Origin of the sequence: Mycobacterium talmoniae (assembly GCF_001854525.1) — a bacterium.
GTDB classification, from domain to species: domain Bacteria; phylum Actinomycetota; class Actinomycetes; order Mycobacteriales; family Mycobacteriaceae; genus Mycobacterium; species Mycobacterium talmoniae.
Genome location: NZ_MLQM01000018.1, coordinates 1 through 26,485 on the forward strand (window position 1 = coordinate 1; position 26,485 = coordinate 26,485).

At 67.9% G+C, this 26,485-nt stretch carries 24 protein-coding genes; 13 read left to right on the forward strand and 11 right to left on the reverse strand.

Annotated features, from left to right (window positions below):
• The 3 genes from BKN37_RS05835 to BKN37_RS05845 all read right to left on the reverse strand — a co-directional run.
• On the reverse strand, positions 1 to 397 hold a 397-nt coding region (locus BKN37_RS05835; protein WP_165618297.1), incomplete at its 3' end, for an AAA family ATPase.
• Positions 398 to 406: 9 nt separating this feature from the next.
• Entirely contained in the window at positions 407 to 1,453 is a 1,047-nt protein-coding gene (locus BKN37_RS05840; protein WP_071023115.1) for a DNA polymerase IV, read from the reverse strand.
• Positions 1,450 to 2,055: a TetR/AcrR family transcriptional regulator gene (locus tag BKN37_RS05845; RefSeq protein WP_083341597.1), complete on the reverse strand. Its 606-nt coding sequence runs from the start codon at positions 2,053 to 2,055 to the stop codon at positions 1,450 to 1,452. The genes BKN37_RS05840 and BKN37_RS05845 overlap by 4 nt, the downstream gene beginning before the upstream one ends.
• A 95-nt stretch (positions 2,056 to 2,150) precedes the next feature.
• On the opposite strand from BKN37_RS05845, the gene BKN37_RS05850 reads away from it, so the two are divergent.
• A complete protein-coding gene (locus tag BKN37_RS05850; RefSeq protein ID WP_071023122.1) occupies positions 2,151 to 2,696 on the forward strand; it encodes an NAD(P)H-dependent oxidoreductase in 546 nt (181 codons plus the stop codon).
• 189 nt (positions 2,697 to 2,885) lie between these two features.
• Positions 2,886 to 4,208 (forward strand): sensor histidine kinase, encoded by a 1,323-nt coding sequence (locus tag BKN37_RS05855; RefSeq protein WP_242657106.1) that lies wholly within the window; start codon positions 2,886 to 2,888, stop codon positions 4,206 to 4,208.
• On the opposite strand, the gene BKN37_RS05860 is transcribed toward BKN37_RS05855, so the two are convergent.
• Positions 4,184 to 4,858: a response regulator transcription factor gene (locus tag BKN37_RS05860; protein ID WP_071023127.1), complete on the reverse strand. Its 675-nt coding sequence runs from the start codon at positions 4,856 to 4,858 to the stop codon at positions 4,184 to 4,186. The genes BKN37_RS05855 and BKN37_RS05860 overlap by 25 nt on opposite strands.
• 113 nt (positions 4,859 to 4,971) lie before the next feature.
• Between BKN37_RS05860 and BKN37_RS05865 the strand changes: the two genes are divergently transcribed.
• The 4 genes from BKN37_RS05865 to nrdE all read left to right on the forward strand — a co-directional run bounded on the left by BKN37_RS05865 (position 4,972) and on the right by nrdE (position 8,927).
• On the forward strand, positions 4,972 to 5,637 hold the full coding sequence (locus tag BKN37_RS05865; RefSeq protein WP_071023130.1) for a DedA family protein: 666 nt from the start codon (positions 4,972 to 4,974) through the stop codon (positions 5,635 to 5,637).
• A 405-nt stretch (positions 5,638 to 6,042) separates the two neighbouring features.
• Complete coding sequence (locus tag BKN37_RS05870) at positions 6,043 to 6,282, forward strand: redoxin NrdH (RefSeq protein WP_071023135.1); 240 nt, start codon at positions 6,043 to 6,045, stop codon at positions 6,280 to 6,282.
• Positions 6,283 to 6,339: 57 nt separating this feature from the next.
• On the forward strand, positions 6,340 to 6,789 hold the full coding sequence (gene nrdI / locus BKN37_RS05875) for a class Ib ribonucleoside-diphosphate reductase assembly flavoprotein NrdI (protein ID WP_071023138.1): 450 nt from the start codon (positions 6,340 to 6,342) through the stop codon (positions 6,787 to 6,789).
• Entirely contained in the window at positions 6,756 to 8,927 is a 2,172-nt protein-coding gene (gene nrdE / locus BKN37_RS05880; RefSeq protein ID WP_083341599.1) for a class 1b ribonucleoside-diphosphate reductase subunit alpha, read from the forward strand. Before nrdI ends, nrdE begins: the two co-directional genes overlap by 34 nt.
• A 66-nt stretch (positions 8,928 to 8,993) precedes the next feature.
• On the opposite strand, the gene BKN37_RS05885 is transcribed toward nrdE, so the two are convergent.
• A complete protein-coding gene (locus BKN37_RS05885) occupies positions 8,994 to 9,380 on the reverse strand; it encodes a DUF5997 family protein (protein WP_071023147.1) in 387 nt (128 codons plus the stop codon).
• Between the two features lie 28 nt (positions 9,381 to 9,408).
• On the opposite strand from BKN37_RS05885, the gene BKN37_RS05890 reads away from it, so the two are divergent.
• Positions 9,409 to 10,122, forward strand: coding sequence for a LysR family substrate-binding domain-containing protein (locus tag BKN37_RS05890; RefSeq protein ID WP_071023151.1), 714 nt, complete (start codon positions 9,409 to 9,411; stop codon positions 10,120 to 10,122).
• Positions 10,123 to 10,174: 52 nt separating this feature from the next.
• Here the strand turns inward: BKN37_RS05890 and BKN37_RS05895 are convergent, their stop codons facing one another.
• Together BKN37_RS05895 and BKN37_RS05900 are read right to left on the reverse strand one after the other, a co-directional pair.
• Positions 10,175 to 10,900, reverse strand: a complete 726-nt coding sequence (locus tag BKN37_RS05895; RefSeq protein ID WP_071023154.1) for a DUF6882 domain-containing protein — start codon at positions 10,898 to 10,900, stop codon at positions 10,175 to 10,177.
• A gap of 166 nt (positions 10,901 to 11,066) precedes the next feature.
• Positions 11,067 to 12,251, reverse strand: coding sequence for an NAD(P)/FAD-dependent oxidoreductase (locus BKN37_RS05900; protein ID WP_071023159.1), 1,185 nt, complete (start codon positions 12,249 to 12,251; stop codon positions 11,067 to 11,069).
• Between the two features lie 105 nt (positions 12,252 to 12,356).
• On the opposite strand from BKN37_RS05900, the gene BKN37_RS05905 reads away from it, so the two are divergent.
• The 3 genes from BKN37_RS05905 to nrdF all read left to right on the forward strand — a co-directional run bounded on the left by BKN37_RS05905 (position 12,357) and on the right by nrdF (position 15,874).
• A complete protein-coding gene (locus BKN37_RS05905; RefSeq protein ID WP_071023162.1) occupies positions 12,357 to 13,094 on the forward strand; it encodes a TetR/AcrR family transcriptional regulator in 738 nt (245 codons plus the stop codon).
• 166 nt (positions 13,095 to 13,260) lie between these two features.
• Positions 13,261 to 14,796, forward strand: a complete 1,536-nt coding sequence (locus BKN37_RS05910) for a flavin-containing monooxygenase (protein WP_071023165.1) — start codon at positions 13,261 to 13,263, stop codon at positions 14,794 to 14,796.
• Between the two features lie 103 nt (positions 14,797 to 14,899).
• Positions 14,900 to 15,874, forward strand: a complete 975-nt coding sequence (gene nrdF / locus BKN37_RS05915) for a class 1b ribonucleoside-diphosphate reductase subunit beta (protein WP_095407006.1) — start codon at positions 14,900 to 14,902, stop codon at positions 15,872 to 15,874.
• Here the strand turns inward: nrdF and BKN37_RS05920 are convergent.
• Positions 15,871 to 16,287: a hypothetical protein gene (locus BKN37_RS05920; RefSeq protein WP_423212764.1), complete on the reverse strand. Its 417-nt coding sequence runs from the start codon at positions 16,285 to 16,287 to the stop codon at positions 15,871 to 15,873. The genes nrdF and BKN37_RS05920 overlap by 4 nt on opposite strands.
• 171 nt (positions 16,288 to 16,458) lie before the next feature.
• Between BKN37_RS05920 and BKN37_RS05925 the strand changes: the two genes are divergently transcribed.
• A complete protein-coding gene (locus BKN37_RS05925) occupies positions 16,459 to 16,758 on the forward strand; it encodes a DUF3349 domain-containing protein (protein WP_071023261.1) in 300 nt (99 codons plus the stop codon).
• 4 nt (positions 16,759 to 16,762) lie between these two features.
• Here BKN37_RS05925 and BKN37_RS05930 read toward each other — a convergent pair whose 3' ends face one another.
• Positions 16,763 to 19,753, reverse strand: coding sequence for an MMPL/RND family transporter (locus tag BKN37_RS05930; protein WP_423212763.1), 2,991 nt, complete (start codon positions 19,751 to 19,753; stop codon positions 16,763 to 16,765).
• 418 nt (positions 19,754 to 20,171) lie between these two features.
• On the reverse strand, positions 20,172 to 21,224 hold the full coding sequence (locus BKN37_RS05935; RefSeq protein ID WP_071023174.1) for an NAD(P)-dependent alcohol dehydrogenase: 1,053 nt from the start codon (positions 21,222 to 21,224) through the stop codon (positions 20,172 to 20,174).
• A 178-nt stretch (positions 21,225 to 21,402) separates the two neighbouring features.
• On the opposite strand from BKN37_RS05935, the gene BKN37_RS05940 reads away from it, so the two are divergent.
• Both BKN37_RS05940 and BKN37_RS05945 read left to right on the forward strand, forming a co-directional pair.
• Complete coding sequence (locus tag BKN37_RS05940; RefSeq protein ID WP_083341603.1) at positions 21,403 to 23,055, forward strand: serine/threonine-protein kinase; 1,653 nt, start codon at positions 21,403 to 21,405, stop codon at positions 23,053 to 23,055.
• 127 nt (positions 23,056 to 23,182) lie between these two features.
• Entirely contained in the window at positions 23,183 to 25,096 is a 1,914-nt protein-coding gene (locus BKN37_RS05945; RefSeq protein ID WP_071023180.1) for a hypothetical protein, read from the forward strand.
• 204 nt (positions 25,097 to 25,300) lie between these two features.
• Here the strand turns inward: BKN37_RS05945 and BKN37_RS05950 are convergent, their stop codons facing one another.
• Positions 25,301 to 26,386: an iron-siderophore ABC transporter substrate-binding protein gene (locus tag BKN37_RS05950; protein WP_071023185.1), complete on the reverse strand. Its 1,086-nt coding sequence runs from the start codon at positions 26,384 to 26,386 to the stop codon at positions 25,301 to 25,303.
• Between the last annotated feature and the right edge of the window lie 99 nt (positions 26,387 to 26,485).

Genomic DNA, 26,485 nt, shown 5'->3' on the forward strand with positions numbered 1-26,485 from the left:
CCACCCCGCCCCCACCCCCCCCACACCCGCACCCGACCCCGCCAGCCGACGCGCCCGGACGCCGCGGGAGACCCAGAAGCACCAGCAAGCCGAAATCGTCGGCGGCGAAACCCAATTCCAGCGACACCGGTCGGGTGCGCGTGGTGCCCTGGCTGGTTCCGGTGCGCCGGGCACCGCGCAGTTGCTCGGGTCCGGCCCACAACACCGACTCCAGGCCGCCTTCGCGGGCCAGCGAGCCGATCACCTGGCCGGCGCCGCAGTCGGCCAGCAGCCGCAACGCCCGGTACAGCGAGGATTTGCCGGTGCCGTTGGCGCCGGTGACGACGGTCAGCCGCCCCAGCGGCAGCACCACCTCGCGCAGCGACCGGTAGCCGCGCACCGCCACCGTGGACAACATGCCCGCAGGCTATCGGGCCGGGGCGACAGCCGGCGGCATGGCCAGCTCCAGGCGCACCCCGAGCAGCCGGACCGGGCGATCCAGGTCGAACAGCTCGAGCACCTGCACGGCGGTGGCGGTGATAGTGGCGGCATCGGTGCTGGGCGCTTCCAGTTTGCGGATCTTGGTGCGGGTGTAGAAGGTGGTGGTGCGCACGGTGACCGCGACCCGGGTGACGATCCGCGCCTGGGCCACCACCTCGGCCAGCGTACGGTGCGCCAATTCGGTGACGGCCGCGCGCATTTCGGCCGGATCCGTCAGGTCGCGTGGGAAGGTGACGACGTGGCTGCGTGAGCGCGGTATCCACGGCTCGGTGCGCACCTCGTCATCGCCGCCGCCCTTGGCGAGCAGCAGCAGCCACAGCCCGGTGCGTGGCCCGAACGTCGCGGTGAGCAGTTCGGCGTCGGTGTGCGCCAGCTGCCGCACCGTGCTGATCTCCAGGGTGGCAAGGCGTTTCGTGGTCTGGGTACCCACGCCCCACAGCGCGTCGACCGGGCGTTCACCCATCACCGCCATCCAGTTGGCGTCGGTGAGCTGGTAGACCCCGGCCGGTTTGGCGAACCCGGTGGCGACCTTGGCGCGCTGTTTGTTGTCGCTGATCCCCACCGAGCAGTCCAGCCCGGTCTCGGCGGCGACCACGGTGCGGATCTGTTCGGCCAACGCCAGCGGGTCGGCCACCTCGGCGCCGATAAACGCCTCATCCCAACCCCACACCTCCACCGGGTGACCCAGGTCGCGCAGCAGGCCCATCACCTGCTCGGAGGCCTCGTCGTAGGCGGCCGGATCCGACGGCAGAAACGTCGCGTCGGGGCAGCGGCGGGCGGCGCTGCGCAGCGGCATCCCGGCGTGTACCCCGAACTCGCGGGCCTGATACGACGCGCAGGTGACCACCTTGCGAGCTTCGGTGGGATCGCCGTTGCCGCCGACGATCACCGGCCGCCCGGCCAGTTCGGGATGGCGGCGCAGCTCCACCGACGCCAGGAACTGGTCCAAGTCGACGTGCAGGATCCAGCTCATCGCCCGCAGAGCTTGCGCGCCAAGCTCTCCCACGCGTCGCCCAGCGCCTCCAGGGTCTGGCCGGGCTCGGTCAGCCGATGCTCGACGTAGTCGACATCCAGCAGCGCCAGCAGCGCGTCGGCCTGGGCGTCCAGGTCGCCGGTGCTGCCCGCGGTGGCCAGCAGCATCCGCACGTGGGTGCGGTGCACCGCGGCCGGGGCGCTGCTGCGGGTCTGCGGATCGCGGTTGGCCTCCGACAGCAGGGTGTGATGGGCGTGGACGAAGCACAGCCGCGCCCGCCCGAACGCCAGCAGCCGGTCCAGCGGCGGCGCATCCGGTCCCAGCGGGGGCGGGCCGAACAAAAACGCCTGCTGGTTGGCCCGCTCGTCGTCGTCGAGCAGCACCAGCATCAGCCCGGCGCGGCTGCCGAACCGACGAAACACGGTGCCCTTGCCGACGCCGGCGGCCGCGGCGATGTCGTCCATGCTGACCGCGTCCGCGCCGCGCTCGGCGACCAGCCGCCGCGCCGCATCCAGGATCAGGGCCCGGTTGCGGGCGGCGTCGCCGCGCTCCGGTGGCCCGGCGTCGGACACCGGCAGCGTGGGCAATCCGTCGACCCTCACAGCGTGTACTCTAGCCTCGCCGGAATAAACCGGACTGCGGTCCGGTTCAGACGTGCAAGGATGTACACCACGGATCGAAGGGATTTGAGTCAACGATGGCAGACATCACAGTGCTGGTGCTGGTGGGAAGCCTGCGCGCCGCGTCGGTGAACCGCCAGATCGCCCAGGTGGCGGCCGACAGCGCCCCCGACGGCGTGACGGTGACGGTGTTCGACGGGCTCGGCGCCTTGCCGTTCTACAACGAGGACATCGATACGCCGGCCGACACCCCGGCGGCGGTGACCGCGTTGCGCGACGCCGCCGCGGCCGCCGACGCCGCCCTGGTGGTCACCCCGGAATACAACGGGAGCATTCCCGCGGTGCTCAAGAACGCGATCGACTGGCTGTCGCGCCCGTTCGGCAACGGCGCGCTCAAGGACAAGCCGCTGGCGGTGATCGGCGCGGCGCTGGGGCAATACGGCGGGGTGTGGGCGCACGACGAGACCCGCAAGTCGTTCGGCATCGCCGGCCCGCGGGTGGTCGAGGCGATCAAGCTGTCGGTGCCGCTGAAGTCGCTGGACGGGGTGCACCCGGCCGAGCACGCCACGCTGGCGGCCGATGTGCGCGACGTGGTCGACAAGCTGGTCGCCGAGGTGAGCTGATCTCGCCGGCGCGGCGTTCAGCGTCTTCACAGCGGTATCGGGCCACGATGACGGGGCATGCGGTGTGACGCGACGACTCGGGAGGTGGCGGTGGCAGGGCGGATAGCCCGAGCGCTCGGCATCCTCGGGCGGTTCAACCCGCTGCAGGCCAGCGTGCGCACCCGGTCGGCGCTGGCGGCCGCGGTGGTGATGACGGTCTGCCTGGCGCTGGCCTGCGGGGTGCTGTTGCTGGTGCTGTACCTGTCGCTGGCCTACACCGGCCACACCGCGGCCGCCGCCCGCGCCGAGCGCATCGCCACCCAGTTGCGCACCGACGCGCCCCGTGATCTGGACCCGTCGCTGCTGGTGACCGACGGCCAGATCGGCGCCGTGCAGGTGCTCGACGACTCCGGGAAGGTGCTGGCCGCCTCGACCGGCGTGTCCCGCCGGCCGGTGGCGTCGCTGTCGCTGGCCGACGGACAGGTGCGTCGGCTGCGGGTCAAGAGCGCGGGGGTGGAGTACTGGGTGTCGGCCCGGGGCGTCGAAACGCCCGGCGGGACCGTCACCGTCGTGGTGGGCGTGGAGCGCGAGCCGGTGGAAGCCGTGGTGGAGACGGTGGGCATCCTGCTGGCCATCGGCGCGCCGTTCATCGTCGCGTTGGTGGCGGTGGCCACCTATCGGCTGGTGCGCGCGGCGCTGCGGCCGGTGGAGGCGATCCGCGCCCAGGTGGCGTCGATGTCGAGCACCGACCTGCGCCAGCGGGTCCCGGTACCGCGCACCCGCGACGAGATCGCCGAGCTGGCCCGGACCATGAACGCGATGCTCTACCGGCTGGAACGCGGCCGGGACACCCAACTGCGGCTGGTCAGCGACGCCTCCCACGAGCTGCGCAGCCCGCTGTCCACCATCACCACCGCCCTCGAGCTGGCCGCCGGCCGGCCCGACCTCATCGACACCGACCTGATCGACGAATCGTTGCTGCCCGAAGCCCGCCGGATGAATCAGCTGATCGACGACCTGCTGCTGCTGGCCCGCTCGGATGAGGGTGCGCTGGGGCTGCGTCACGACGACGTCGACGTCGACGACCTGCTGCTGGCCGAGGCGAGCCGGCTGGCCGGGCTGGGCGCGGTGGCCGCCGTGACCGACATTCAGCCGTGCCGGACCGTGGGCGACCGCGCGGCGCTGGCCCGGGTGGTGCGCAACCTGGTCGACAACGCGGCGCGCCACGCCACCAGCACGGTCACGCTGGGCTGCCGGCCGGACTCGGGTCAGGCCGTCATCACCGTCGCCGACGACGGCCCCGGCATTCCGGCGCCGGACCGGGCCCGGGTCTTCGAGCGGTTCGTGCGCCTGGATGCCGCGCGCGCCCGCGCGTCCGGGGGCACCGGGCTGGGCCTGTCCATCGTCGCGCAGGTGGTGCGCTCCCATCACGGCACCGTCACCGTCGGCGACGCGGACGGCGGCGGCGCGCTGTTCACCGTCACGCTGCCGCTGCAATCCGAGGCCGGTCAGGTGTCGGACAGCAGCCGGTAGCCCACCCCGCGCACCGTCTCGATGGTGGCCACGCCGAACGGGGCGTCGATCTTGCGGCGCAGATAGCCGACGTACACCTCGACGACGTTGTCGTCGCCCTCGTAGTTCGAATCCCACACCGAGCGCAGGATTTCGGCCTTGGTGACCACGTCGCCGCGGTGCCGCAGCAAGAACTCCAGCACCCCGTACTCGCGCGGGGTCAGGTTGATCACCGTCTCGCCGCGGGTCACCCGGCGGCGGGCCGGATCCAGGGCCAGCGTGCCCGCGGTCAGCACCGTCGGGCGGGCCGGGGCGCCGCGGCGCAGCAGCGCCCGCAGCCGCGCCACCAAGACGACAAAGGAGAACGGCTTGGTCAGGTAGTCGTCGGCGCCGATATCAAACGCGTCGGCCAGGTCGTATTCGCCGTCCTTGGCCGACAGCATCAGCACCGGCGTCCACACCTGCCGGGCCCGCAGCTCGCGCACCACCTGGTAGCCGCTGAGCCCGGGCAACATGATGTCGAGCACCACCACATCGAAGTCGCCGGTGCTGGCCGCGGCCAGTCCGTCCAGGCCGTCGTGTTCGACGTCGACGACGAATCCCTCGGCGACCAGGCCGCGACGCACCGTCTCGGCCAGCCGGGCTTCGTCCTCGACCAGCAGGACCCGCACCCCGCCCCCTTTCGCTGTCTCGCCCCAGTAGAGCAGATGGTCGGCGGGCTTCTCAGCGTCCCCACAGCGCCCACCGGCCAGTCTGGCCACAGATCGAAGGATTTGGAGGTCCGATGCTTGAGGTGCTCAACCCCGGCACGCTGATCGCGACGTTTGGGCTGGTCGGTCTGCTGGTCGTGGTGTTCATCGAAACCGGCCTGCTGCTGGGGTTCTTTCTGCCCGGCGATTCGCTGCTGTTCACCGCCGGCATCCTGGCCGCCCAGCAGCATCCGGCCATGCCGCTGTGGCTGCTGCTGCTCACCGTTCCGGTCGCGGCCGTCGCCGGTGACCAATGCGGCTTCCTGATCGGGGCGAAGGCGGGACCGGCGGTGTTCGAGCGACCCAGCGCCAAACGGCTGGGCCCGCAACACCTGGCCCGCGCCCAGGAATTCTTCGACCGGTACGGCCCGGTGGCCGTGCTGCTGGCCCGCTTCATCCCGGTGGCGCGCACCGTGGTCCCGGTGGTGGCCGGGGCCTCCCGGATGCCGCACCGCACCTTCCTGGGCTACAACGTGGTCGGTGCGCTGGCCTGGGGTGCCGGCGTCCCGCTGCTGGGCTACCTGCTCGGCGGGATCGCGTTCGTCGGCGACCACCTGGAAATGATCTTCACCGCGGTCGTGGTGGTCTCGGTGCTGCCGTTGGTGGCCGGCTATGCCCGAGACCGGATCCGTCGAGCCCTGGCCGCCCCCGCGGCGCTGCCCCGGCCGCTGGCCGAACCGGCGCTGGCCCACCAGCGGTAAGCCGTCCGACTTTGCTGGCCCGCTTTGCGGCCAGCGGCGTCGGCGGGGTTGTCGGTGGCCGGTGGTAGACCTGGTGTCATGACGAGCGGCACCGGTAAATGTGATCTGCGACACGCCGTGCGGCACGCCGCGGCAGGGCTTACGACCTGGGAATTTCACGAATGTTGTTCAGAACATCTTGTATCGCTTCTCAACGTCACCCACTAGGTGTAGTGTTTTGAGCACCGCCAGACCACAAGATCCACCCGAACGGCGGGCCACCAAGTCGGTCACCGGGAGTGTGATTGATACGGCCCTCCGAACGGGGAATTTCGCGGCCCGACGGTCCGCTGAACACCAGTGCGTAGGCAGTACCCGACCCGTTACCCGTCCGTTGTCAAATTTCGCTGAGGAGCTGTGCCGCCGATGACCATCACCGTGTACACCAAGCCCGCATGCGTGCAGTGCAACGCCACCTACAAGGCGTTGGACAAACAGGGCATTGCCTACCAGAAAGTCGACATCAGCGTGGACTCGGAAGCCCGGGACTACGTGATGGCGCTGGGGTATCTGCAGGCCCCGGTGGTGGTGGCCGGCGACGAGCACTGGTCGGGGTTCCGGCCCGACCGGATCAAGGCGCTCGCGGAGACCGCGCTCAGCGCCTAATCGGCGGTGTGTACGCGGGGTCGGCTCCGCGTGTGGGGGAGCACTTAGGAGGTCGTGATGCAGTCCGGCGGTTTGGTGTACTTCTCATCGGTCTCGGAGAACACCCACCGCTTCGTGCAGAAGCTGGGTCTTCCCGCGACCCGGATCCCGCTGCACGGCCACATCGAGGTGGACCAGCCCTATGTGCTGGTGCTGCCCACCTACGGTGGCGGGCACAAGACCCCGAACATCAACGACGGGGCCTATGTCCCCAAACAGGTCATCAAGTTTTTGAACAACGAACACAACCGGGCGTTGCTGCGCGGCGTCATCGCCGCCGGCAACAACAACTTCGGTGCGGAGTTCTGCTACGCCGGCGAGGTGATCTCGCGCAAGTGCGGGGTGCCGTACCTGTACCGCTTCGAATTAATGGGGACCGCCGAGGACGTGGAGACCGTCCGCGCGGGTTTGGCTGACTTCTGGAAGGACGACACGTGTCACCAACGGCCGCAACTGCAGAGCCTGTAACGACGTCCGCGCACACCGCGGAGCAGGGCGAGACGGACTACCACGCCCTCAACGCGATGCTGAACCTGTACGACGCGGACGGCAAGATCCAGTTCGACAAGGACCGCGAGGCCGCCCACCAGTACTTCCGCGAGCACGTCAACCAGAACACGGTGTTCTTCCACGACCTCGACGAGAAGCTGGACTACCTCATCCAGAAGAACTACTACGAGCGTGAGGTGCTCGACCAGTACAGCCGCAACTTCGTCAAGGAGCTGCTGGGGCGCGCCTACGCCAAGAAGTTCCGGTTCCCGACGTTTTTGGGCGCGTTCAAGTACTACACCTCCTACACGCTGAAAACCTTTGACGGCAAACGCTATCTGGAGCGGTTCGAGGACCGGGTCGTCATGGTGGCGCTGACACTGGCGGCCGGGGACACCGTGCTGGCGGAAAAGCTGGTCGAGGAGATCATCGACGGCCGGTTCCAGCCGGCCACGCCGACGTTTTTGAACTCCGGCAAAAAGCAGCGCGGCGAGCCGGTGAGTTGTTTTCTTTTGCGCATCGAGGACAACATGGAGTCGATCGGCCGGTCGATCAACTCCGCGCTGCAACTGTCCAAGCGCGGCGGGGGAGTGGCGTTGCTGCTGTCCAACATTCGCGAACACGGCGCGCCGATCAAGAACATCGAAAACCAGTCCTCGGGCGTCATCCCGATCATGAAGCTGCTGGAGGACTCGTTCTCCTACGCCAACCAGCTGGGCGCGCGCCAGGGCGCCGGGGCGGTGTACCTGCACGCCCATCACCCCGACATCTACCGGTTCTTAGACACCAAACGCGAGAACGCCGACGAGAAGATCCGGATCAAGACGCTGAGCCTGGGCGTAGTGATCCCCGACATCACCTTCGAGCTGGCCAAGAAGAACGAGGACATGTACCTGTTCTCGCCGTATGACGTCGAGCGGGTTTACGGGCTGCCGTTCGCCGACATCTCGGTCACCGAGAAGTACTACGAGATGGTCGACGACTCGCGCATCCGCAAGTCCAAGATCAAGGCGCGGGAGTTCTTCCAGACGCTGGCCGAGCTGCAGTTCGAGTCGGGCTACCCGTACATCATGTTCGAGGACACCGTGAACCGGGCCAACCCGATCGACGGCAAGATCACCCACTCCAACCTGTGCTCGGAGATCCTGCAGGTGTCCACCCCGTCGGAATTCAACGACGATCTGTCGTATGCCAAGGTGGGCAAGGACATTTCCTGCAACCTCGGGTCGCTGAACATCGCCAAGGCGATGGACTCGCCGGACTTCGCGCAAACCATCGAGGTGGCGATTCGGGCGCTGACCGCGGTGAGCGATCAGACCCACATCACCTCGGTGCCCTCCATCGAGCAGGGCAACAACGATTCGCACGCCATCGGGCTGGGGCAGATGAACCTGCACGGCTACCTGGCGCGGGAGGGCATCTTCTACGGGTCCGACGAGGGTGTGGACTTCACCAACATCTACTTCTACACGGTGTGCTACCACGCGCTGCGGGCGTCGAACCGGCTTGCGATTGAGAGGGGTACGCGGTTCGCCGGCTTCGAGAAATCCAAGTACGCCACCGGGGAGTTCTTCGACAAGTACACCGAGCAGGTGTGGGAACCAAAGACCGACAAGGTGCGTCGGCTGTTCGCCGACGCCGGCATCCGCATCCCCAACCAGGACGACTGGCGTCGGCTCAAGGCCTCGGTGGCCGAGCACGGCATCTACAACCAGAACCTGCAGGCGGTGCCGCCGACCGGGTCGATCTCCTACATCAACCACTCGACCAGCTCGATCCACCCGATCGTGTCCAAGGTCGAGATCCGCAAGGAAGGCAAGATCGGCCGGGTGTACTACCCGGCGCCGTACATGACCAACGACAACCTGGAGTACTACCAGGACGCCTACGAGATCGGCTACGAGAAGATCATCGACACCTACGCCGCGGCCACCCAGCACGTGGACCAGGGCCTGAGCCTGACGCTGTTCTTCAAGGACACCGCCACCACGAGGGATGTCAACAAGGCGCAGATCTACGCCTGGCGCAAGGGGATTAAGACGCTGTACTACATCCGGCTGCGGCAGATGGCGTTGGAAGGGACTGAGGTGGAGGGTTGCGTCAGCTGCATGTTGTAATGCGGGTGCCTCTACGCCGCGAGTCGGAATGTCCCGACGCTCAGTGGGCGTGTCGCGTCGCAGATTTCAGCCTCGGCGAGCGCGCTCCGCATGCAGCGCTTTGACGCGCCGCTGCTCGCTCAGCACGGCCTGGTAGCTCTCGCGTTCGGCGACCAGCCACTCCGGCTTCTCCGCGAGCAGCGCATTGATCTGCTCGGTGGTGAGTGCGTTCTCGACGCCGCCGCGCGCGAGACCGGCGATCGAGATACCCAGTTTGGCGGCCACGAGATTCTTCGGGTGCGGCCCGTTCTTACGCAGGTCCTGGAGCCACTGCGGCGGGTCGGCCTGCAGGGCGGCGAGCTCGGCGCGGGTGATCGGCTTCTGCTGGAATTCCGCCGGCGTCGCGGGCAGGTACACGTCCAGCTTCTTCGCCGCCGTGGCGGGTTTCATGGACTGTGTGTTCGGCCTGCTCATGGAAGCAGCCTATCGGTAGCCTGATGCGGTGACGCCGCTCCGTCTCACCCTCGGGTACGTCCCCGGCGGGACGCCCGCGAAGTGGGCGCGGATCTGGGCGGAGCGCCACCCGGAGGTGCCGCTGCAGTTGTGCGCGATCGCCGCGGCCGACGCGCCCGATGCCGTGCGGGCCGGCACCGTCGACGTGGCGTTGCTTCGGCTGCCGGCCGACACGTCGGGGCTGGCCGTCATCCCGCTCTACGAGGAGACCACGGTGGTCGTGGTGCCGACCGACCACCTTCTCACTGCCGCCGACGAGATCGCGGCCGCGGACCTCGACGGCGAGCCGAGGCTGCTCCCACTCGACGACGTCGTCGCCTGGGCGGGCGCTCCCGGAACCCCGGTCGAGCATCGGCCCGAAACCACCAAGGACGCAATAGAACTCGTCGCCGCAGGGATCGGTGTGCTCATCGTTCCGCAGTCGCTGGCGCGGCTATATCACCGCAAGGACCTCACCTACCGACCCATCACCGATGCGCCCACCTGCCCGGTGGCGCTTGCCTTCCCGGAGGGGCCGCAGTCGGCCCTGGTCGAAGAGTTCGTCGGGATTGTTCGGGGCCGCAAACCCGGCTCGTCGCGGGGGCAGGCCCAGCCGGCACCGAAACGCACCGCGCGGGAGAAGACGCTCGCGAAGCAGGCCGCCCGCGCCGCGGCGGGCAAGGCCGCCCGCAAGCCGCGCCGGGCCGGACGTGGACGACGCTGACCGACTACGCAAGCGAGTCACGCCGACGTTTAGCCGGCGACGGGAAACCTGGTCAGCCCAGCGTTCCCCGCAGCGCGGTGAGTCGGGCATACTCGTCGAATTCCGCCGTCGCGGCGTTGCCGCTTACCGGATCGGTGAGCTCCGCCCGGCCCCGGCCTCCGGTCCAGTCGATGGCCCACCCGGACATCTCGGCGAGGCCCTGGACGGCGGAGCGGTGATCCTCGATCGTGCCCGCCCCCAACCCCATCGGCACCCGGGTCAAGAACCGGTGGTCGAGGCGTGGCTGGGTGAAGTCGAGGTGGCCCAGCAGCAGCACTGCGAGTGCGCCTTCTCCGGCGGCGACGATGTAGGTGAGTCCGCCGCCCGTTACTGCAGCGACCACTGCGCCGATCTCGAGGGCGGCGTACTCGGCGGCGAGGGCGGGATCGTCGCTTGGGGGGAAGGCCACCTCGTCGTTCAGCAGGCTGGGGAGGCCGTCTTCGCGACCGCGTTCGAGAATCATCTGGGCGCCCGCGCGACCTCCGACCGGTAGCGCGCGTCCCCAGCGGATCGTCTGCGGCCCGGCCGCGACGCTGGCCATCATTTCGACCGTGGTTTCGATCGTCGCACCCGAGGCCTGGCCGGTGAAGCTGATGGAATCCGCCTTCAAATCCGCGGCAAAGTCGAACTCGCCGTCCAGCCGCTCCTGCAGGCCTTCCCGGAGTTGGAGTTGACTCAGCGCTGCATACAGCGCCCCATAGTCGTGCAGGACGCGCAAGTCCGCGAACGCGATCGCCATATGCCGACACTAATGGTGCGAGGGCCGCCACTCGTGAGGAGGTGTTGGTGTGGCCTCCCGCTAGTCACCGGCCCGATGTCACTCCCGATTGTGCGGATTGATACGCCGACACCGGGGTTTCGCGTATGAAACGGCACAGTCGGCGGCCAGAAAGGCGGCCGAAAGCCTAGTAGCGGTGCTCGGGCGCGCCCTCGGAGTGGGCGTACATGCGGCGCAGCATGAAGTCGCGGAACCGGCCGTTGTCGATGACCTTGATGCCGGCGTTGGCGATCGCCGGGATGCCGGCCAGCTTGTGAAACACCCGGCCGCGCTTGTACTCCCGGCCCCAGGCCGCTTCCATCCGCTGCGCGTAGTTGGTGAAGTTGTCGGGCCCGCCGTTGGTGAGCGCGGCGACCGCGCACTCCCCGGCGGCCAGCCCGGACTCCAGCGCCTTGGAGATGCCCGCCCCCGATGCCGGTTTGCCCGCGCCCAGCGAGTCGCCGGTGAACAACACCCCGGGGCGCCACGGCGGCCAGGCGGTAAAGCCCATCGGCAGCCGCCAGGCCCGCACGGTTTTGGACTTCTTCAACTCGTCGATGCCCGGCAGCTCCCACTCGCGCGGCAGCGTCGCCAAGAACTCGCCCAAGAACTGGGTGGCGTTGATGGCCTGCCAGTTCTTGTAGCTGTTGACGTAGCCCAGCCCGATGTTGACCCGCCCGCCGCCGAGCGGGAACACCCAGCCGTAGCCGGGCAGCTGATCGCCCTGAAACGCCAGCTTGAGGTAGATGTCGAGGGAATCGGTGTCGGGCCGATTGGCCGCCATCTCGGCGCGGATCGCGATCGCCGAGTAGCCGTTGTAGGCCGAGTCCAGTTTGAGTGCCCGCTTGATCGGGGAGTAGGCGCCGTCGGCGGCGATCACCGCGTCGGCCACGACCTGCTCGCCGCTTTTCAACGTCACCCCGGTCACCCGGCCGGCGTCATCCAGGATCGGGCCGACGACCTCGGCGGACTGGCGAACCTCGGCGCCGGCCGATTCGGCATGCTTCAGCAGCAGCGTGTCCAGCTCGGGCCGGCGGGCGACGTGGCCGTGGTCGGGCATGCCGGGGCGGCGCGGAAACGACAACTCCCAGGTACTGGGGCTAAACACCTTCACCCGGTTGACCCGGTGGAACTTGGCGACCTCGTCGGCCAGGCCCATCTTCTGCAGGTAGCTGACCGCCCGCGCGGTCAGGCCGTCGCCGCACGGTTTGTCGCGCGGAAACTCCGCCTTATCCAGCACGACGACGTGGGCGCCGGCCTGTCTGGCCTGCCAGGCGGCCGCCGACCCCGCCGGACCCCCGCCGACAACCACCAGATCGAATCGCTGCGTCACAACATCCCGTTTCGATATTTTCTACAACCGCTCCGATGCTATCGGACCGACGGGTGTCACCGGTCTGCCCTGGTCAGCAACTCTGCAAGCGGTAAGGTGCTTGACGTGCGCAGAGGGACTAAGCCGAGGCCCAGCGGAAACGCCGGGGTCAAGGTCGACGCGCGCAGCGAGCGGTGGCGCGAACACCGCAAGAAGGTGCGCGGCGAGATCGTCGAGGCCGCCTTCCGGGCCATCGACCGGCTGGGCCCGGATCTGAGCGTGCGGGAGATCGCCGAAGAGGCCGGCACCGCCAAGCCGAAGATCTACCGCCACTTCACCGACAAATCCGACCTGTTCCAGGCGATCGGGGCGCGGCTGCGCGACAAGCTGTGGGCGGCGATCTTCCCGTCCATCGACTTCGCCACCAACTCGCTGCGCGACATCATCCGCCGCAGCGTCGAGGAGTACGTGACCCTGGTCGATGAGCACCCCAACGTGTTGCGGTTCTTCATCCAGGGCCGTTTCCCGGAGCAGGGCGAGTCGACGATGCGGACCCTCAACGAAGGCCGCGAGATCACCCTGGCGATGGCCGAGATGTTCAGCAACGAGCTGCGCGAGATGGAACTCAACCGGGAAGCGATCGAGCTGGCCGCGTTCGCCGCGTTCGGCTCGGCGGCGTCGGCCACCGACTGGTGGCTGGGTCCGACGCTGGACAGCCCGCGGCGGATGCCGCACGACGCCTTTGTCGCGCACCTGACGACGATCATGATGGGCGTCATCAACGGCACCGCCGAGAACCTCGGCATCAAGATGGACCCGGACCGGCCGATCCATGAGGTGGTCCCCAACCAGCGACCCGCCTGAGGCGTTAGCGGGGCGCGGTGGCGCCACGCCGCACGAACGGCGCCAGCACCACGCCGACGGTGCAGGTGTGGACGCAAAACCGGACCAGAACCTGCACCCTCGGCGGGCACGACGGGCCGGAGTAGGATCGGCTATCCGGTACCGGCGTTCCCAGGAAGGACGCATCATGACGCTCACCGAGCAGGCCGCCGAGGACGCGGTGCGCCAAGCCCCCGTGCACACCCGGGCGGTCATCATCGGGACCGGGTTCTCCGGTCTGGGGATGGCCATCGCGTTGCAGAAGCAGGGCGTGGACTTCGTCATCCTGGAGAAGGCCGACGAGATCGGCGGCACCTGGCGCGACAACAGCTATCCCGGCTGTGCCTGCGACGTGCCGTCACACCTGTACTCGTTTTCGTTCGAGCCCAAGGCGACCTGGAGCAAGCTGTTCTCGCCGCAGCCGGAGATCCTGGACTACCTCAAGGGGGTCACCGATAAGTACGGTCTGCGCCGCTACATCCGGTTCGGGGCGCTGGTCGACCGCGCGCACTGGGACGACGCCGAATACCGCTGGCACGTATTCACCTCGGATGGCCGCGAGTACGTGGCCCAGTTCCTGATCTCCGGCGCCGGGGCGCTGCACATCCCCCGGCTACCGAACGTCGACGGCATCGACGAATTCGGCGGTGTCTCTTTCCATTCCGCCGAGTGGGACCACAGCGTCGACCTCGCCGGGAAGCGGGTCGCGGTGATCGGCACCGGGGCCAGCGCGATCCAGATCGTGCCGGAACTGGTGCGCGACGACGCCGGCGTGGCCCAGGTGCAGCTGTATCAGCGCACCCCGCCGTGGGTGGTGCCGCGGCCCAACGGTCTGTTCCCGGCGCTGCTGCGCGGCGCGTTCGCCACGGTGCCGGGGCTGCGGCTGGCGGTGCGCTCGGCGATCTACTGGTGGCTGGAGGGCCTGGGCTATGCGATGACCAAACGGCCCAGCCTGCTGCGCGCCGTCGAACTGGTCGGCCGGTGGAACATCCGGCGCAGTGTGCGCGACAAGGAGCTGCGCCGCCGACTGACGCCGCGTTACCGCGCCGGCTGTAAGCGAATCCTGTACGCGCCCAACTACTACCAGGCGGTGGCCCACCCGAAGACGGAGCTGATCACCGAGCGGATCACCCGGGTCACCCGGGACGGCATCGTCACCGCCGACGGCGTCGAGCACCCGGTCGACGTCATCGTGTACGCCACCGGGTTCCACGTCACCGACTCCTACACCTACGTCGACGTCAAAGGTCCGCGCGGCGAGGATCTGGTGGACCGGTGGAACCGGGAGGGGGTGGCGGCCCACCGCGGCGTCGCGGTCGCCGATATGCCCAACCTGTTCTTTCTGCTGGGCCCGAACACCGGGCTGGGCCACACCTCGGTGGTGTTCATGATCGAGTCGCAGATCCACTACGTCGCCGAGGCGATCGCCGCGGCCGACAAGGCCGGCGCCCAGGCGCTGGCGCCCACCCGCGCCGCCCAGGACCGGTTCAACGCCGAGTTGCAGGACAAGCTGGCCGGGTCGGTGTGGAACACCGGCGGCTGCGCCAGCTGGTATCTCGACGAACACGGGGTCAACCGGACCCTGTGGAGCGGGATGACCTGGCAGTACTGGCGGACCACCCGCAAGCTGCACCCGAGCGAATACCGGTTCTCCGGAGTGGGTTCCGGGGCGGGCGCCCGCTGATCCCCGACGACACGCCAAACACAAGACCTTGTGTTGCGGCGTGATGTCAGACCCCAGGGGTAGTGTCGGAAGCCTAGGTGCCGGCGGGTGAAATGGGGTTCTGGTGAGCGAAAAAGTGAAGCTGATTGACCGGGTGTCGGCGATCAACTGGAACCGGGTACAAGACGACAAGGACTCCGAGGTCTGGGACCGGTTGACCGGAAACTTTTGGCTGCCGGAGAAGGTGCCGGTGTCCAACGACCTGCCGTCCTGGGGCACGCTGACCGCCGGCGAGAAGCAGTTGACCATGCGGGTGTTCACCGGGCTGACGCTGCTGGACACGATCCAGGGCACGGTCGGGGCGGTCAGCCTGATTCCCGACGCGCTGACCCCGCACGAGGAAGCCGTCTACACCAACATCGCGTTCATGGAGTCGGTGCACGCCAAGAGCTACAGCCAGATCTTCTCCACGCTGTGTTCGACCGCCGAGATCGACGACGCGTTCCGCTGGTCGGAGGAGAACCCCAACCTGCAGCGCAAGGCCGAGATCGTGATGCAGTACTACCGCGGCGATGAGCCGCTCAAGCGCAAGGTGGCCTCCACGCTGCTGGAGAGCTTCCTGTTCTACTCCGGCTTCTACCTGCCGATGTACTGGTCCAGCCGGGCCAAGCTGACGAACACCGCCGACATGATCCGGCTGATCATCCGCGACGAGGCCGTGCACGGCTACTACATCGGCTACAAGTTCCAGCGCGGCCTGGCCATGGAGGATCCCGCCAAACAGCAAGAGCTCAAGGACTACACCTACGAGCTGCTGTTCGAGCTCTACGACAACGAGGTGGAATACACCCAGGACCTCTACGACGAGGTCGGGCTGACCGAGGACGTCAAAAAGTTCCTGCGCTACAACGCCAACAAGGCGCTGATGAACCTCGGCTATGAGGCGCTGTTCCCGCGGGACGAGACCAACGTGAACCCGGCGATCCTGTCGGCGCTGAGCCCCAACGCCGACGAGAACCACGACTTCTTCTCCGGGTCGGGATCGTCGTACGTGATCGGCAAGGCCGTCGTCACCGAGGACGAGGACTGGGACTTTTAAGTCCGCGGAACGACGCCGGCGGGGGCGCCGTACTCCTCGCCCCAGTTGGCCCAGGCCACATCGGAGGGGCCGACCCTGCTGGTGACCAGGCTCCAGCCTTGCCCACCGTCACGTAGTAGTGCCACATACCGTTTCGAATGGCTTCCGACCTCGAACGGTGTGCCGGTGTAGTCGATCCATTGGCCGTCGGGTGCTTTGATGAAGCCGTTGACGTACGCCCACCCCTGCGACACGTTCAGGGTTTTGACGTCCAGCTTCGCGGGCTTGCCGAGCTGGGTCGTCAGGTCGGCCAGGGCGGGCTTGAGGATCGCCTGGCCGTCGGTCGAGGTGGGATCGGGGCTGGTGACCGGATCGGCGGATGCCCACCCGGCGGTGCCCACACCGACACACAGCAACAGCGCGACCAGCCACATCCTCACCATGCTGGGGACGCTACCGGACCGTCGCGGCACCCCGGTGCACAAAGTTTTAGCTGGTGGCCGCAGCGGTGAACGACGCGTGAATTGTGGGCGCCGCGGTGGCGCCGGCGGCCACGGTGCCGGGACACTGGCCAGGTGACCACCACCGCGTCGCTGTTCAGCTCCATCCTGCGCTGGCTGCAGGTCGGCTACCCCGACGGCGTGCCCGGCCCGGACCGGGTGCCGTTGTTGGCGCTGCTGCGCAGCACCCCACTGACCGAGGATCAGGTGCGAGAGGTGGTGCACAACATCACCGCCGACGGCTCGCCGGCGTTGGCCGACGGGGAGATCAGCCACGACGAGATCGCCGAATTCATCTCCGACGTCACCCAATACGACGCCGGCCCGGAGAACGTGCACCGGGTGGCGGCCAAACTCGCCGCGGCCGGTTGGCCGTTGGCCGGCGTCGATTTCGCCGAGGCCTAACAAGCTACCTTTTCTGGCCCGCCAAGCTCATCGAACCGCGCGGGGCACAGAGGTTTTCGGTCGCGAGGCCGACAACGTCGAGCAGCGGGGCGGGCGAATCCGGAACGGTGACCAGCTCGGGCATGGTGGCCGGCTTCTCCAGCGTCGGCGCCGGGTCGTGCTGCCGCGCCGGCTTTTCCGATGCAGGCACTGATTCGTGCGGGACGGCGTCTGGTCGGTGCGGCCGGCCCCACAGGATCGGCCACCAGTTCACCTGACCGACCAGCACCGCCAGGGCGGGCACCGTGACGGTGCGCACCAGGAAGGTGTCCAGCAGCAACCCGGCGCCGATGATGCAGCCCACCTGCACCATGCCGTCGACACTGCCGAACAGCAGACCGAACATCGAGGCGGCGAAGATCACCCCCGCCGAGGTGATCACCCCGCCGGTGGAGCCCACCGTGCGGATGACGCCGGAGCGCAGGCCGCGCTGCGCGGATTCGTCACGGATCTCGGAGATCAACAGCATGTTGTAATCCGCGCCGACCGCGACCAACACGATGAAGGCGATGCCGGGCACGCTCCAGGACAACTGCTGGTGCAGGATGAATTGGAACACGATGACCCCGATGCCCAGCGCCGCCATGTAGGACACCACCACCGAACAGATCAGGTAGATCGGGGCAATCAGGGCCCGCAGCAACAGCACCAGGATCAAGAAGACGATGATGACGGTCGCGATGATGATGAAACGCAGATCGACGCTGTAGCAGTCGCGCAGATCCCGGTTCGCCGCCGGGAATCCCGTCATCGACACCGACGCGTCGGCCAGTGCGGTGTTGGGTTGGGCCGAGCGCGCCGCGGCGGTGATCGCGTTGACCTGATCCATGGCCGCGGTGCTGAACGGGTTGAGCTCGGTCTGGATCAAGTACCGCACCGCGTGCCCATCGGCGGAGACGAAAGCCGTGGCGGCCTTCTTGAAGTCGTCGCCGGTCAACACCTGCGCGGGAATGTAGAAACCCGCCATCGCCGGATCCGAGGCGCCGCGCTTGAGGGTGAGCAGATATTCCGAGGCCTCCTGCAGGCCGGCGCCGACCCGCTTGGCCTGATCGACCAGCTGCTGCACCCCGTCGGCCAGGCGCTGGCTGGCCTCGGCCAGGGCGGCGGCGCCCTGTTGCATGGCGGCCAGCTGGGCGCGGGCAGCACCGGGATTGGGCATCGCCGGCACGGCGGCGTTGGCACTGGTCAGCGTCCCGCGCAGGGTGTTGGCCTGCGCCTGGATGTTCTGTTTTTCCGGCGAGTCCGGCAGCTGACTGGCGAGCTGGGCGATCCGGCCGGGTGTCCCGTCGTTGGCCAGTCGCTGCACCGTCGCGCGGGCGTTCTGGATGCGGGGATCGCTCAGCGCGCTGATCACCCCGTTGGCCTGCGCGGCGGCCTGGTTGACCTGGCCGCGCGCCTCGGCGAGGCTGCGGGCCAGATCCTTGGCGCCCTTGGCCAACTCGTCGAGGTCGCTGGTGTGGTCGTTGATCAGGCGCGACGCAGTTTGCAGCTTGTCGCCGGCCTGCCCGGCCTGATACGCCACGCTGGCCTGTTCCGGTCGTTGGCCGTTGGGCCGGGTGATGCCCCGGACGGCGGTGATATCGGGCAGCTGGCTCACCCGGGCGGCCATCTGCTCCAGGTCGGCCAGCGCCTTGGGGCTGCGCAGATCGTGCGGCGACTGGATCACCAGGTACTGCGGAATGGTGGCGTTGAGCGGGAAGTGGCGGCTGACCGCGGCGTATCCGCGGTTGCTGTCGACGCTGTCGGGCAGCGTGGTGCGCTGGTCCCAGTTGTAGTGCACCATGCTGCCCAGGCCGGCCAACGCCGTCAAAATCACCAGGCTGCCGACCAGATAGCCGGTGGGGCGGCGCACAATCCGTTTGCCCAGGCGCTGCCAGAACCGGGTGGTCAGGTCGCGGCGGGGCGCGATCCACCCCCACCGGCCGGTCAGCGCCATCAGGGCCGGCAGCAGGGTCACCGCGGCCAAAAACACCACCGCGATCGAGATGGCCAGCGCCGGACCGATCGTCGACAACATGCCCAACCGGGCGAACACGATGCAGGCGAAGGTCACCGCCACGGTCGCCGCGGAGGCCGCAATCACCTTGCCCACCGAGGTCAGCGCGCCCACCACGGCCCGATTCGACGGGGCGCCCTGCCGCAGGTGATCGTGATAGCGGCTGATCAGGAAGACGGCGTAATCCGTTCCGGCGCCGGTCATCATCGCCGTCATGAACACGACGCTCTGGTCGGACACCGCCATGCCGTGCTGCGCGAGCGCGGCGACGATGCCGCGTGCGGTCACCATCGACACGCCGATCATGATCAGCGGCAGCAACATGGTGATCGGGTTGCGGTAGATGATCAGCAAGACGATGAGCACCATGATCGCGGTCGCGATCTCGATGATGTGCATATCGCGGTCGCTGGCGTCGGCCAGATCGTTGATGGTGGCCGCGGGTCCGGCGAAGTCGGCGGCCAGGCCGGATCCGGCTGGGGCCTGCTTAACGGCCTGTTTGACGATGTCGGTGACCCGGTCGTACGCGTCGTAGCCCTCGGGGGTCGCCAACTCGCCGGCGAGGCCGATCGGCAGCAGCCAGGCCTGGTGATCCTTGCTGGTCATGGCCTCGCGCAGGGCGGGGGTGTCGACGAAATCCTGCAGCATCACCACGTCGCGCTTGTCCTGGCGCAGCTTGCCGACGACGTCGCGGTAGACGTTCTCGTCGGCGGGGTTGACGCCCTTTTCGTTGGTCAGGACGGCGATCAGCAGGTTGTTCGAGCCGGACTCGTCGAAGGCCTTGGCCATCTGTTGGGCGGTGACCATGGCCGGGGTGTCGGCCGGCATCAAGCCGACCGGATGTTCGCGCACCATCTGGCCCAGCGGCGGCAAGTTCAGGAACAACGCCACCGCCAGCGCGACCCAGGCGCCGATGACGAATACCGGCCAGCGCACTACAAAGTTGCCCACCCGCTGCAAAACGTCCCTCCAACCAGCCGAAACGCCTATATGTTCAACTCGCAGACGCGTCCCGACCCACAAACGCCCGCACTACGGGGATGCTCGATATCACGAAAACATCACGGCCGACGGTACACACGCCTCACCAGTAACAGCTGGAACTTGGATCACTCGCGTGTCGGACTTTGGGACTTTTCGGGCGCGCTGGCGTGGTGGCGGCGACGCTGCTGCTTCGAACGTGCGCTGGCGGCGGGCCCCTGCGCCGAACGTGCGCTCACGGCGACCTTTTGGCGATTTTCCCGCCGTGGACGCACGTTCGGCGAGCCGCGGTTACGGTTTCCGGCCGATCAGACGCGTCACGGCCTAAACGAACGAGCCCGATGCCGAGGCGTCGGGCTCGTTCTAGGCACTCAGTTCGGTGCGGCAGGCTGGCCGTTTAGGCGGCCCGCAGCGAGGACGTGTCGATCACGAAGCGGTAGCGCACGTCGCTGGCCAGCACCCGCTCGTAGGCGGTGTTGACGTAGTCGGGTTCGATGACCTCGATCTCGGGGCGCACGCCGTGCTCGGCGCAGAAGTCCAGCATTTCCTGGGTTTCGGCGATGCCGCCGATCATCGACCCGGACAGGCTGCGCCGCATCCCGGCCAGCGGGAACGGCGGCACCGCCATGTCGTGCTCGGGCATGCCGAGCTCGACCAGGGTGCCGTCGACCTTGAGCAGGTTCAGGTAGGCGCCCAGGTCCAGGTTCGCCGACACGGTGTTGAGGATGACGTCGAAGCTGCCGCGCAGCTTTTTGAAGGTGTCTGGGTCAGAGGTGGCGTAGTAGTGGCTGGCGCCGAGCCGCAGGCCGTCCTCCATCTTCTTCAGCGACTGCGACAGCACGGTGACCTCGGCACCCATCGCCTTGCCGAGCTTGACGCCCATGTGGCCGAGGCCGCCGAGGCCGATGATCGCGATCTGCTTGCCGGGCCCGGCGTTCCAGTGCCGCAGCGGCGAGTACAGCGTGATGCCGGCGCACAGCAGCGGCGCGGCCGCGTCCAGCGGGATCCCGTCGGGGATGCGCAGCACATACTTCTCGTCGACGACGATCGCGCCGCTGTAGCCGCCCTGGGTGGGCTGCCCGTCGCGGCCGACTGAGTTGTAGGTCGCGATCATGCCGCCACCGATGCAGTACTGCTCCAGGCCGGCCAGGCAGTTCGGGCATTCGCGGCAGGAGTCGACGAAGCAGCCCACCCCGACGTGGTCGCCGACCTTGTACTTGGTGACTTCGGAGCCGACGGCGGTCACCACGCCGGCGATCTCGTGGCCGGGGACCACCGGGTAGTTGGGCTGGCCCCATTCGGCTTTGACGGTGTGGATGTCGGAGTGGCAGATGCCGGCGAAGTGGATGTCGAACGCGACGTCGTGCGGGCCGGGGTCGCGGCGGGTGATGGTGGTCTTGGTCAGCGGTCCGGTCGCGGAGGTGGCGGCGTAGGCGGAAACGGTGCTCATTTGGTGATATCCCTCGTATATAGAACTGTGCACATCTTTGCATAGCTTAGCGAAGTAAATTTGGATCTTGTTCCCGGGTCGCCCGCCGCGGCGTGCCGAGGGCACCGTTATCGCAGCGTGCAGACAGTCTAGGGCTGTCGAGTAATCTCTGACACATCGTCGGTGGGCAGGGGGAGTGGTGGCCGAGTCGTCGTTTGGCCGGTATGAGTTGCGCGCGACCCTAGGCCAGGGCGGGATGGGTCAGGTGTTCCGCGCGTATGACACCGCGACGGATCGTGAGGTGGCGTTGAAGGTGTTGGCGCCGCAGGTGGCCGCCGACGAGACGTTTCAGCAGCGGTTCCGTCGCGAGGCCCATCTGGCGGCCCGGCTCAACGATCCGCATGTGGTGCCGATCCACAGCTACGGCGAGATCGACGGGCGGCTGTATGTCGACATGCGGCTGATCGAGGGCCAAGATCTCGGAACGGTACTGCGGGCCGGGGCGCTGGACCCGGCGCGGGCGGTGCGGATCGTGGAGCAGGTGGCCGAGGCATTGGATGCCGCGCATGCGAGTGGGCTGGTGCACCGCGATGTCAAGCCGCCGAACATCCTGGTAACCGCGCGTGATTTCGTCTACGTGATCGATTTCGGCATCGCCCGCCAGACTGGTGCGACGCGGTTCACCAGTACCGGTGCGGCGATCGGGACGTTTGCCTATATGGCGCCGGAGCGGTTCGAAACCGGCGACGGTGGTCCGGGGGTCGACATTTATGCATTGGCGTGTGTGCTGCACGAGTGTTTGACCGGACGCTCGCCGTTCGGCGGCGGCAGCATGGAGCAGCAGATCGCCGGGCATCTGACCAAGCCGCCGCCGCGGCCGTCGGAGGCGGGGGCGTCGCCGGCGTTCGATGACGTCATTGCCATGGGTATGGCTAAGGATCCGGCACAGCGCTTCCAGTCGGCGGTCGCGTTGGCCGAAGCGGCGCGCGCGGCGCTGGACGGCGGGGCTCGCGCAATGACGCCAGAGGTGCCGCCGACCCTATTGGCGGCGACCCAGTTGGCACCGACGCATTTCGCGTCGACGCCACCCGTGCCTTTCGCGCTGACGCCGCCTCCAGTCGGCGCGGGTTGGCCATCGCCACCGGCGGAAGCGGGTTGGCCGCCGCCGCATCATCCGCAACGCAGCTATCCGGGTACCGGCCATGGCAGGTCCGGTGCCGATTCGGCGGCAGTTCAGCAAGTGAGGCGTTCTCCGTACTTCGCCGCAGCTGGCATTTCGATGATCCTAATCGCTACCCCGGCTGCTTTCGTGCTGTGGGCCCATCGGAGTGATAATCACGGTGTGCTTTTTCCAGGCCCCTGGATAACGACTTCGGTGTTATTGGGTCTAGTTGCTATGCCGTTTGCGCTTATCGCAATGGGTAGCAGGGCTGCCGGGCGAAGGACCGTGATCGCCTCGTGGGTCACATGCGTTGCCTTGTTCCTGGTTGCCCTAATCCGGCTATCGATGTTGAGTCCAGGGAAGTCAGAGAACAGCCCGACATTTCATTGGCTAGCGCTTATCGAGTTCGCGATTACTATCGCAGGTATGGTAGGTGTCGGAATAATTCCACGCTCGGTATTCAACTGGTTTGGAAAATTCTGGTCGATAATTTTGATAGGGGGTGGCGTGGTGAATGCGGCCACACATCTCGCGATTGTCGGCATAGAATTTGACTCGGCTTATCAAACGATGAAGGGATTTGCGGCCTTTGGGATTTCTCAGCTGATCTTCTTCCTCGCGGTCGTTGGACTCGGCGCAACCATTATTCTGAATCGAGTCGCGACGTCGAGTGCCGAAACGGTCAGGTAAGGATCGGGTTGACGAACTCCAGCGATGTCGACTGGGTCGACGGTTTACATTGCGACTGCGACCGGCGCAGCAGAAGCGGTGTCTGATCTGGTTAGCACTGTCGGCCCTCCCCGCTACTGTCCACCCCATGAGCACACGCCCCAAAGTCGACCGACTCGTCATGTACAAGCACGGCGTCGCCTTCGTCGGGCGCCGCGGCCCGGTCGATGGCGATTTCGCCCTGACGTTTCGCCGCGACGACATGAAGGACGTGCTCAAGTCGCTGACGGTCGAGGTCGCCGACGGCCAGGCGTCGGTGGGCACCGTCGCGTTCGACACCCCATCGGATCCCCGCACCGACCTGGCCAACCGCAACCTGCTCGTCCAGCCGGGGGAAGCGCTGCTCGGGCTGATCGAGGGGCTGCGCGGCCGCGCCGTCGAGGTGCACTGCGGCGATCGGCGGCATCGCGGCGAGGTGATCGGCGTCGACGACTCCGGGGAGAACCCGACCCGTCGGCTGCTGGTGCTGCGGTCGGAGTCCGGCGCGGTCAGCCTGGTCGACCTCGCCGACGCGCAGGGTCTCGAATTGCTGGAGGACCCGTCCCGTGACGACCTGGCGTACCTGATCGACCGATCCCGCGCCGCGACGGCCGGCCAGAACTGCGACGTCACCGTGCAGATCCGCGGCCGCACCGACGACGCCCGGGTGTCCTACATCGTGCCGGCGCCGATGTGGCGGGTGTCGTATCGGCTGCTCCGCGACGGCGACACGCTGGTAGTGGTGGCGATGGGCATCGTGCACAACCCGGTCGACGAGGACCTCACCGAGGTCGAATTGACCCTGACCACCGGTGAACCGGTGTCCTTCGACATCGACCTGTATCACGGCAAACAGGTGCAGCGGACCGTGGTCGAGGAGAGCCAACGCGTTGCCGCCGCGCCGGCCGGGAAACGCATAGCGAGGCACGCGGCGCCGATGCCGGTGCCGGCCGGCGGACTGCCCGAGCCCGCGGGCATGGCCGCTGACTATGAGGCCTACGCGTACGAAGGAGCCGCCGCCGAGGTTGAAACCGGCGACCGCGGCGAGTATTTCGAATACCGGCTGACCGCCCCGGTGTCGCTGAAGCGCGGCGGCGCGGCCATGGTCCCGTTAGCGGTGGCACCGGTCGACGCGGTGCGCCGAGAGCTGGTGTGGCGCGACGGCCCCCAGCCCGCACCCGACATCATGCTGGCGTTCACCAACTCCACCGGCGTCGTCCTGGAAGAAGGTCCGGCCGTGATCTACGAGCAGGGCAACTACGCCGGGGAAGCCATGCTGGACTTCACCGCCCGCGGTGCGAAGGTGCGGCTGAGCTTCGCCAAGGACCTCGCGGTGCGCTGCCGGCGCACCGCGACCAGCGACACCGTCACCGCCAGGGTGCGGCTGGCCGCCGACGCGGTGGTCGAAGAGCGGCGACAGGAGCAACGGCACACCCTGCGGGCGGAAAACGACCACGACGAACCCGTCGAGGTCACCTTCGAGCTTCCGCAGCTGTCGGGACGCACCTTCCAGCCGCAGGATGGCATCTCCAAAGCCGAGGCCAGCGACGACGGGGCGTGGCATCGCTTCGCCGTCGAGGTGCCCGGCCACCAGGTGCGCGAGGCCACGGTGCTGGAGACCTGGCCGACCTACTCGAAAATCGAGTACCACCAGCTGTCGCCGGGTCGACTGGAGCAATGGCTGGCGAGCCGGTCGCTGGACACGGACACCATCGACGCCCTGTCGGGCGTGCTCGGGCACTGGGAGCACGCCAACCTGATGGACAGCCAACGCCAGCAGCTGGAGGGCGAACGCGCCGACATCTTCGCTGCGCAAAGCCGCACCGCCGAACAGCTCAAGGTGCTCGGCGCCGACGGCGCCGAGGGCGAGCTGCGGCGCCGCCAGGTCGGTGAGTTGGAACAGCTGCAGAACCAGGTCGCCGACCTCGATGGGCAGATCCGCCGACTCCGGGACGACGCGGACACCGCCCGTCGGGCGGCCTCGGACGAACTGCGCCGGCTGATCGGCCAGCCCGCCAATTAACGAGGTGGGTGGCCACACCGACGCGGCCGCGTCGCCATTTTCTTGGGTTCGTTGCCGATTGCTGGAGGCGCTGCAGCGGTCAGGGCGCCAGCGCTACTGAAACGACATCCCAGCGGCCTGACCCCCCGGTTTTTCGGGGTCACATGTCAGCTGGGGTGTCGATCTCAGCACACATGGGCAGTACCGACGAATTTATAGGCCCGCTTAGTTGATCGGGGCGTTGATAAACCGCAGGTCGTCGAGGATGCCGCGGGCGGCGACCACCCCCTGCCCGGTCTGCCACACCTCGTTGTTGACCACGAACACCCGGTTGTCCTGGGCGGCCGACAGCCGCCGCCACGCCTTGCTGTCCAACACCGCCTCGGCGCGCTTCTTGGCGGCCGGCGAGGCAAACGACATGTAGACGATGTCGGCGTCGGCGGCGGAGAAGTTGGCGTGGTCCAGGTCGCCGGTGCCGATCTCCACGTAGGCCTTATCGGTGAACCGCTGCGAGGCGGGGCGGTCCAGGCCCACCGCGGACAGCACGCTGGCCGGGAAGTTGTCGGCCCCGTAGATCCGCATGGTGTTCTCGGTGAGCTGCACGATCGACGCCTGGAAGTGCGGGGCGTCGTGGTCGGCACCGACCTGGGCGGCCTTGGTGGTGAACCCGTCCACCAGCGCGTCGGCGGCCCCGGTACGCGCCGTCGCCGCGCCCACCCCGTGCAGGTTCTCCTCCCAGCCGGCGCCCGGCGCCCCGGTGAACACCGTCGGCGCGATCTTGGCCAGGTCCGGGTACAGCGTCGGGGTCAGCGTCGCCGAACCCAGGATCAAATCCGGGTGGGCGGCGGCGATACCGGCCACATCGGGGGAGCTGCGGCTGCCCACCGGCGGCAGATCGTGCACGACGGTGCCCAGATAGGACGGCTGGGCATCACTGCTGTCGGGCAGCGCGGCGGCCACGATCCGGGACTGCAGCCCCAGCGCGCACAGCGCATCGAGCTGATCGCCGGACAAAACCACGATGCGCTGCGGGTCGGCGGGCACCTCGGCGGTATCGGGTTCCACCCCGGCCGCGTTGTGAGCCTGCCGGGTGTCGCCGCCCGGATCGGCCTTGGCCGGTTCCGGTGCGCAGGACTCGTCGGGCCGGCGCTCGTTACCCAGCACCCCGGCGTCGACGATCTTGGTGGTGCTGGTGATCACCGACGACGCGGCCGACCCGCCGTCGTGCCCGGATGAGGTGCATCCCGCGCACACCGCCAGCACCGCGATCGCGGCCGCCAGAACCCCAGGTCGCACACCGTCGAGCCGCACGGGTGTGACGGTAACATCCGCCGCCGTCCGCGCCGGTAGCCAGCCAATTACGACGGTTTGTAGGACCCATGCCGACGCGGGGTGGTTCTCGGGCTAGGA

Bases quoted from the DNA above. Each gene is read 5' to 3' on its own strand.
- BKN37_RS05865 (WP_071023130.1), top strand. From the start codon at position 4,972: ATGCTTGAGGTGCTCAACCCCGGCACGCTGATCGCGACGTTTGGGCTG.
- BKN37_RS05840 (WP_071023115.1), bottom strand. From the start codon at position 1,453: ATGAGCTGGATCCTGCACGTCGACTTGGACCAGTTCCTGGCGTCGGTG.
- BKN37_RS05895 (WP_071023154.1), bottom strand. From the start codon at position 10,900: ATGGCGATCGCGTTCGCGGACTTGCGCGTCCTGCACGACTATGGGGCG.
- BKN37_RS05910 (WP_071023165.1), top strand. From the start codon at position 13,261: ATGACGCTCACCGAGCAGGCCGCCGAGGACGCGGTGCGCCAAGCCCCC.
- BKN37_RS05885 (WP_071023147.1), bottom strand. From the start codon at position 9,380: ATGAGCAGGCCGAACACACAGTCCATGAAACCCGCCACGGCGGCGAAG.
- BKN37_RS05945 (WP_071023180.1), top strand. From the start codon at position 23,183: ATGAGCACACGCCCCAAAGTCGACCGACTCGTCATGTACAAGCACGGC.
- BKN37_RS05870 (WP_071023135.1), top strand. From the start codon at position 6,043: ATGACCATCACCGTGTACACCAAGCCCGCATGCGTGCAGTGCAACGCC.
- BKN37_RS05855 (WP_242657106.1), top strand. From the start codon at position 2,886: ATGACGGTCTGCCTGGCGCTGGCCTGCGGGGTGCTGTTGCTGGTGCTG.
- BKN37_RS05920 (WP_423212764.1), bottom strand. From the start codon at position 16,287: ATGTGGCTGGTCGCGCTGTTGCTGTGTGTCGGTGTGGGCACCGCCGGG.
- nrdI (WP_071023138.1), top strand. From the start codon at position 6,340: ATGCAGTCCGGCGGTTTGGTGTACTTCTCATCGGTCTCGGAGAACACC.
- BKN37_RS05850 (WP_071023122.1), top strand. From the start codon at position 2,151: ATGGCAGACATCACAGTGCTGGTGCTGGTGGGAAGCCTGCGCGCCGCG.
- BKN37_RS05935 (WP_071023174.1), bottom strand. From the start codon at position 21,224: ATGAGCACCGTTTCCGCCTACGCCGCCACCTCCGCGACCGGACCGCTG.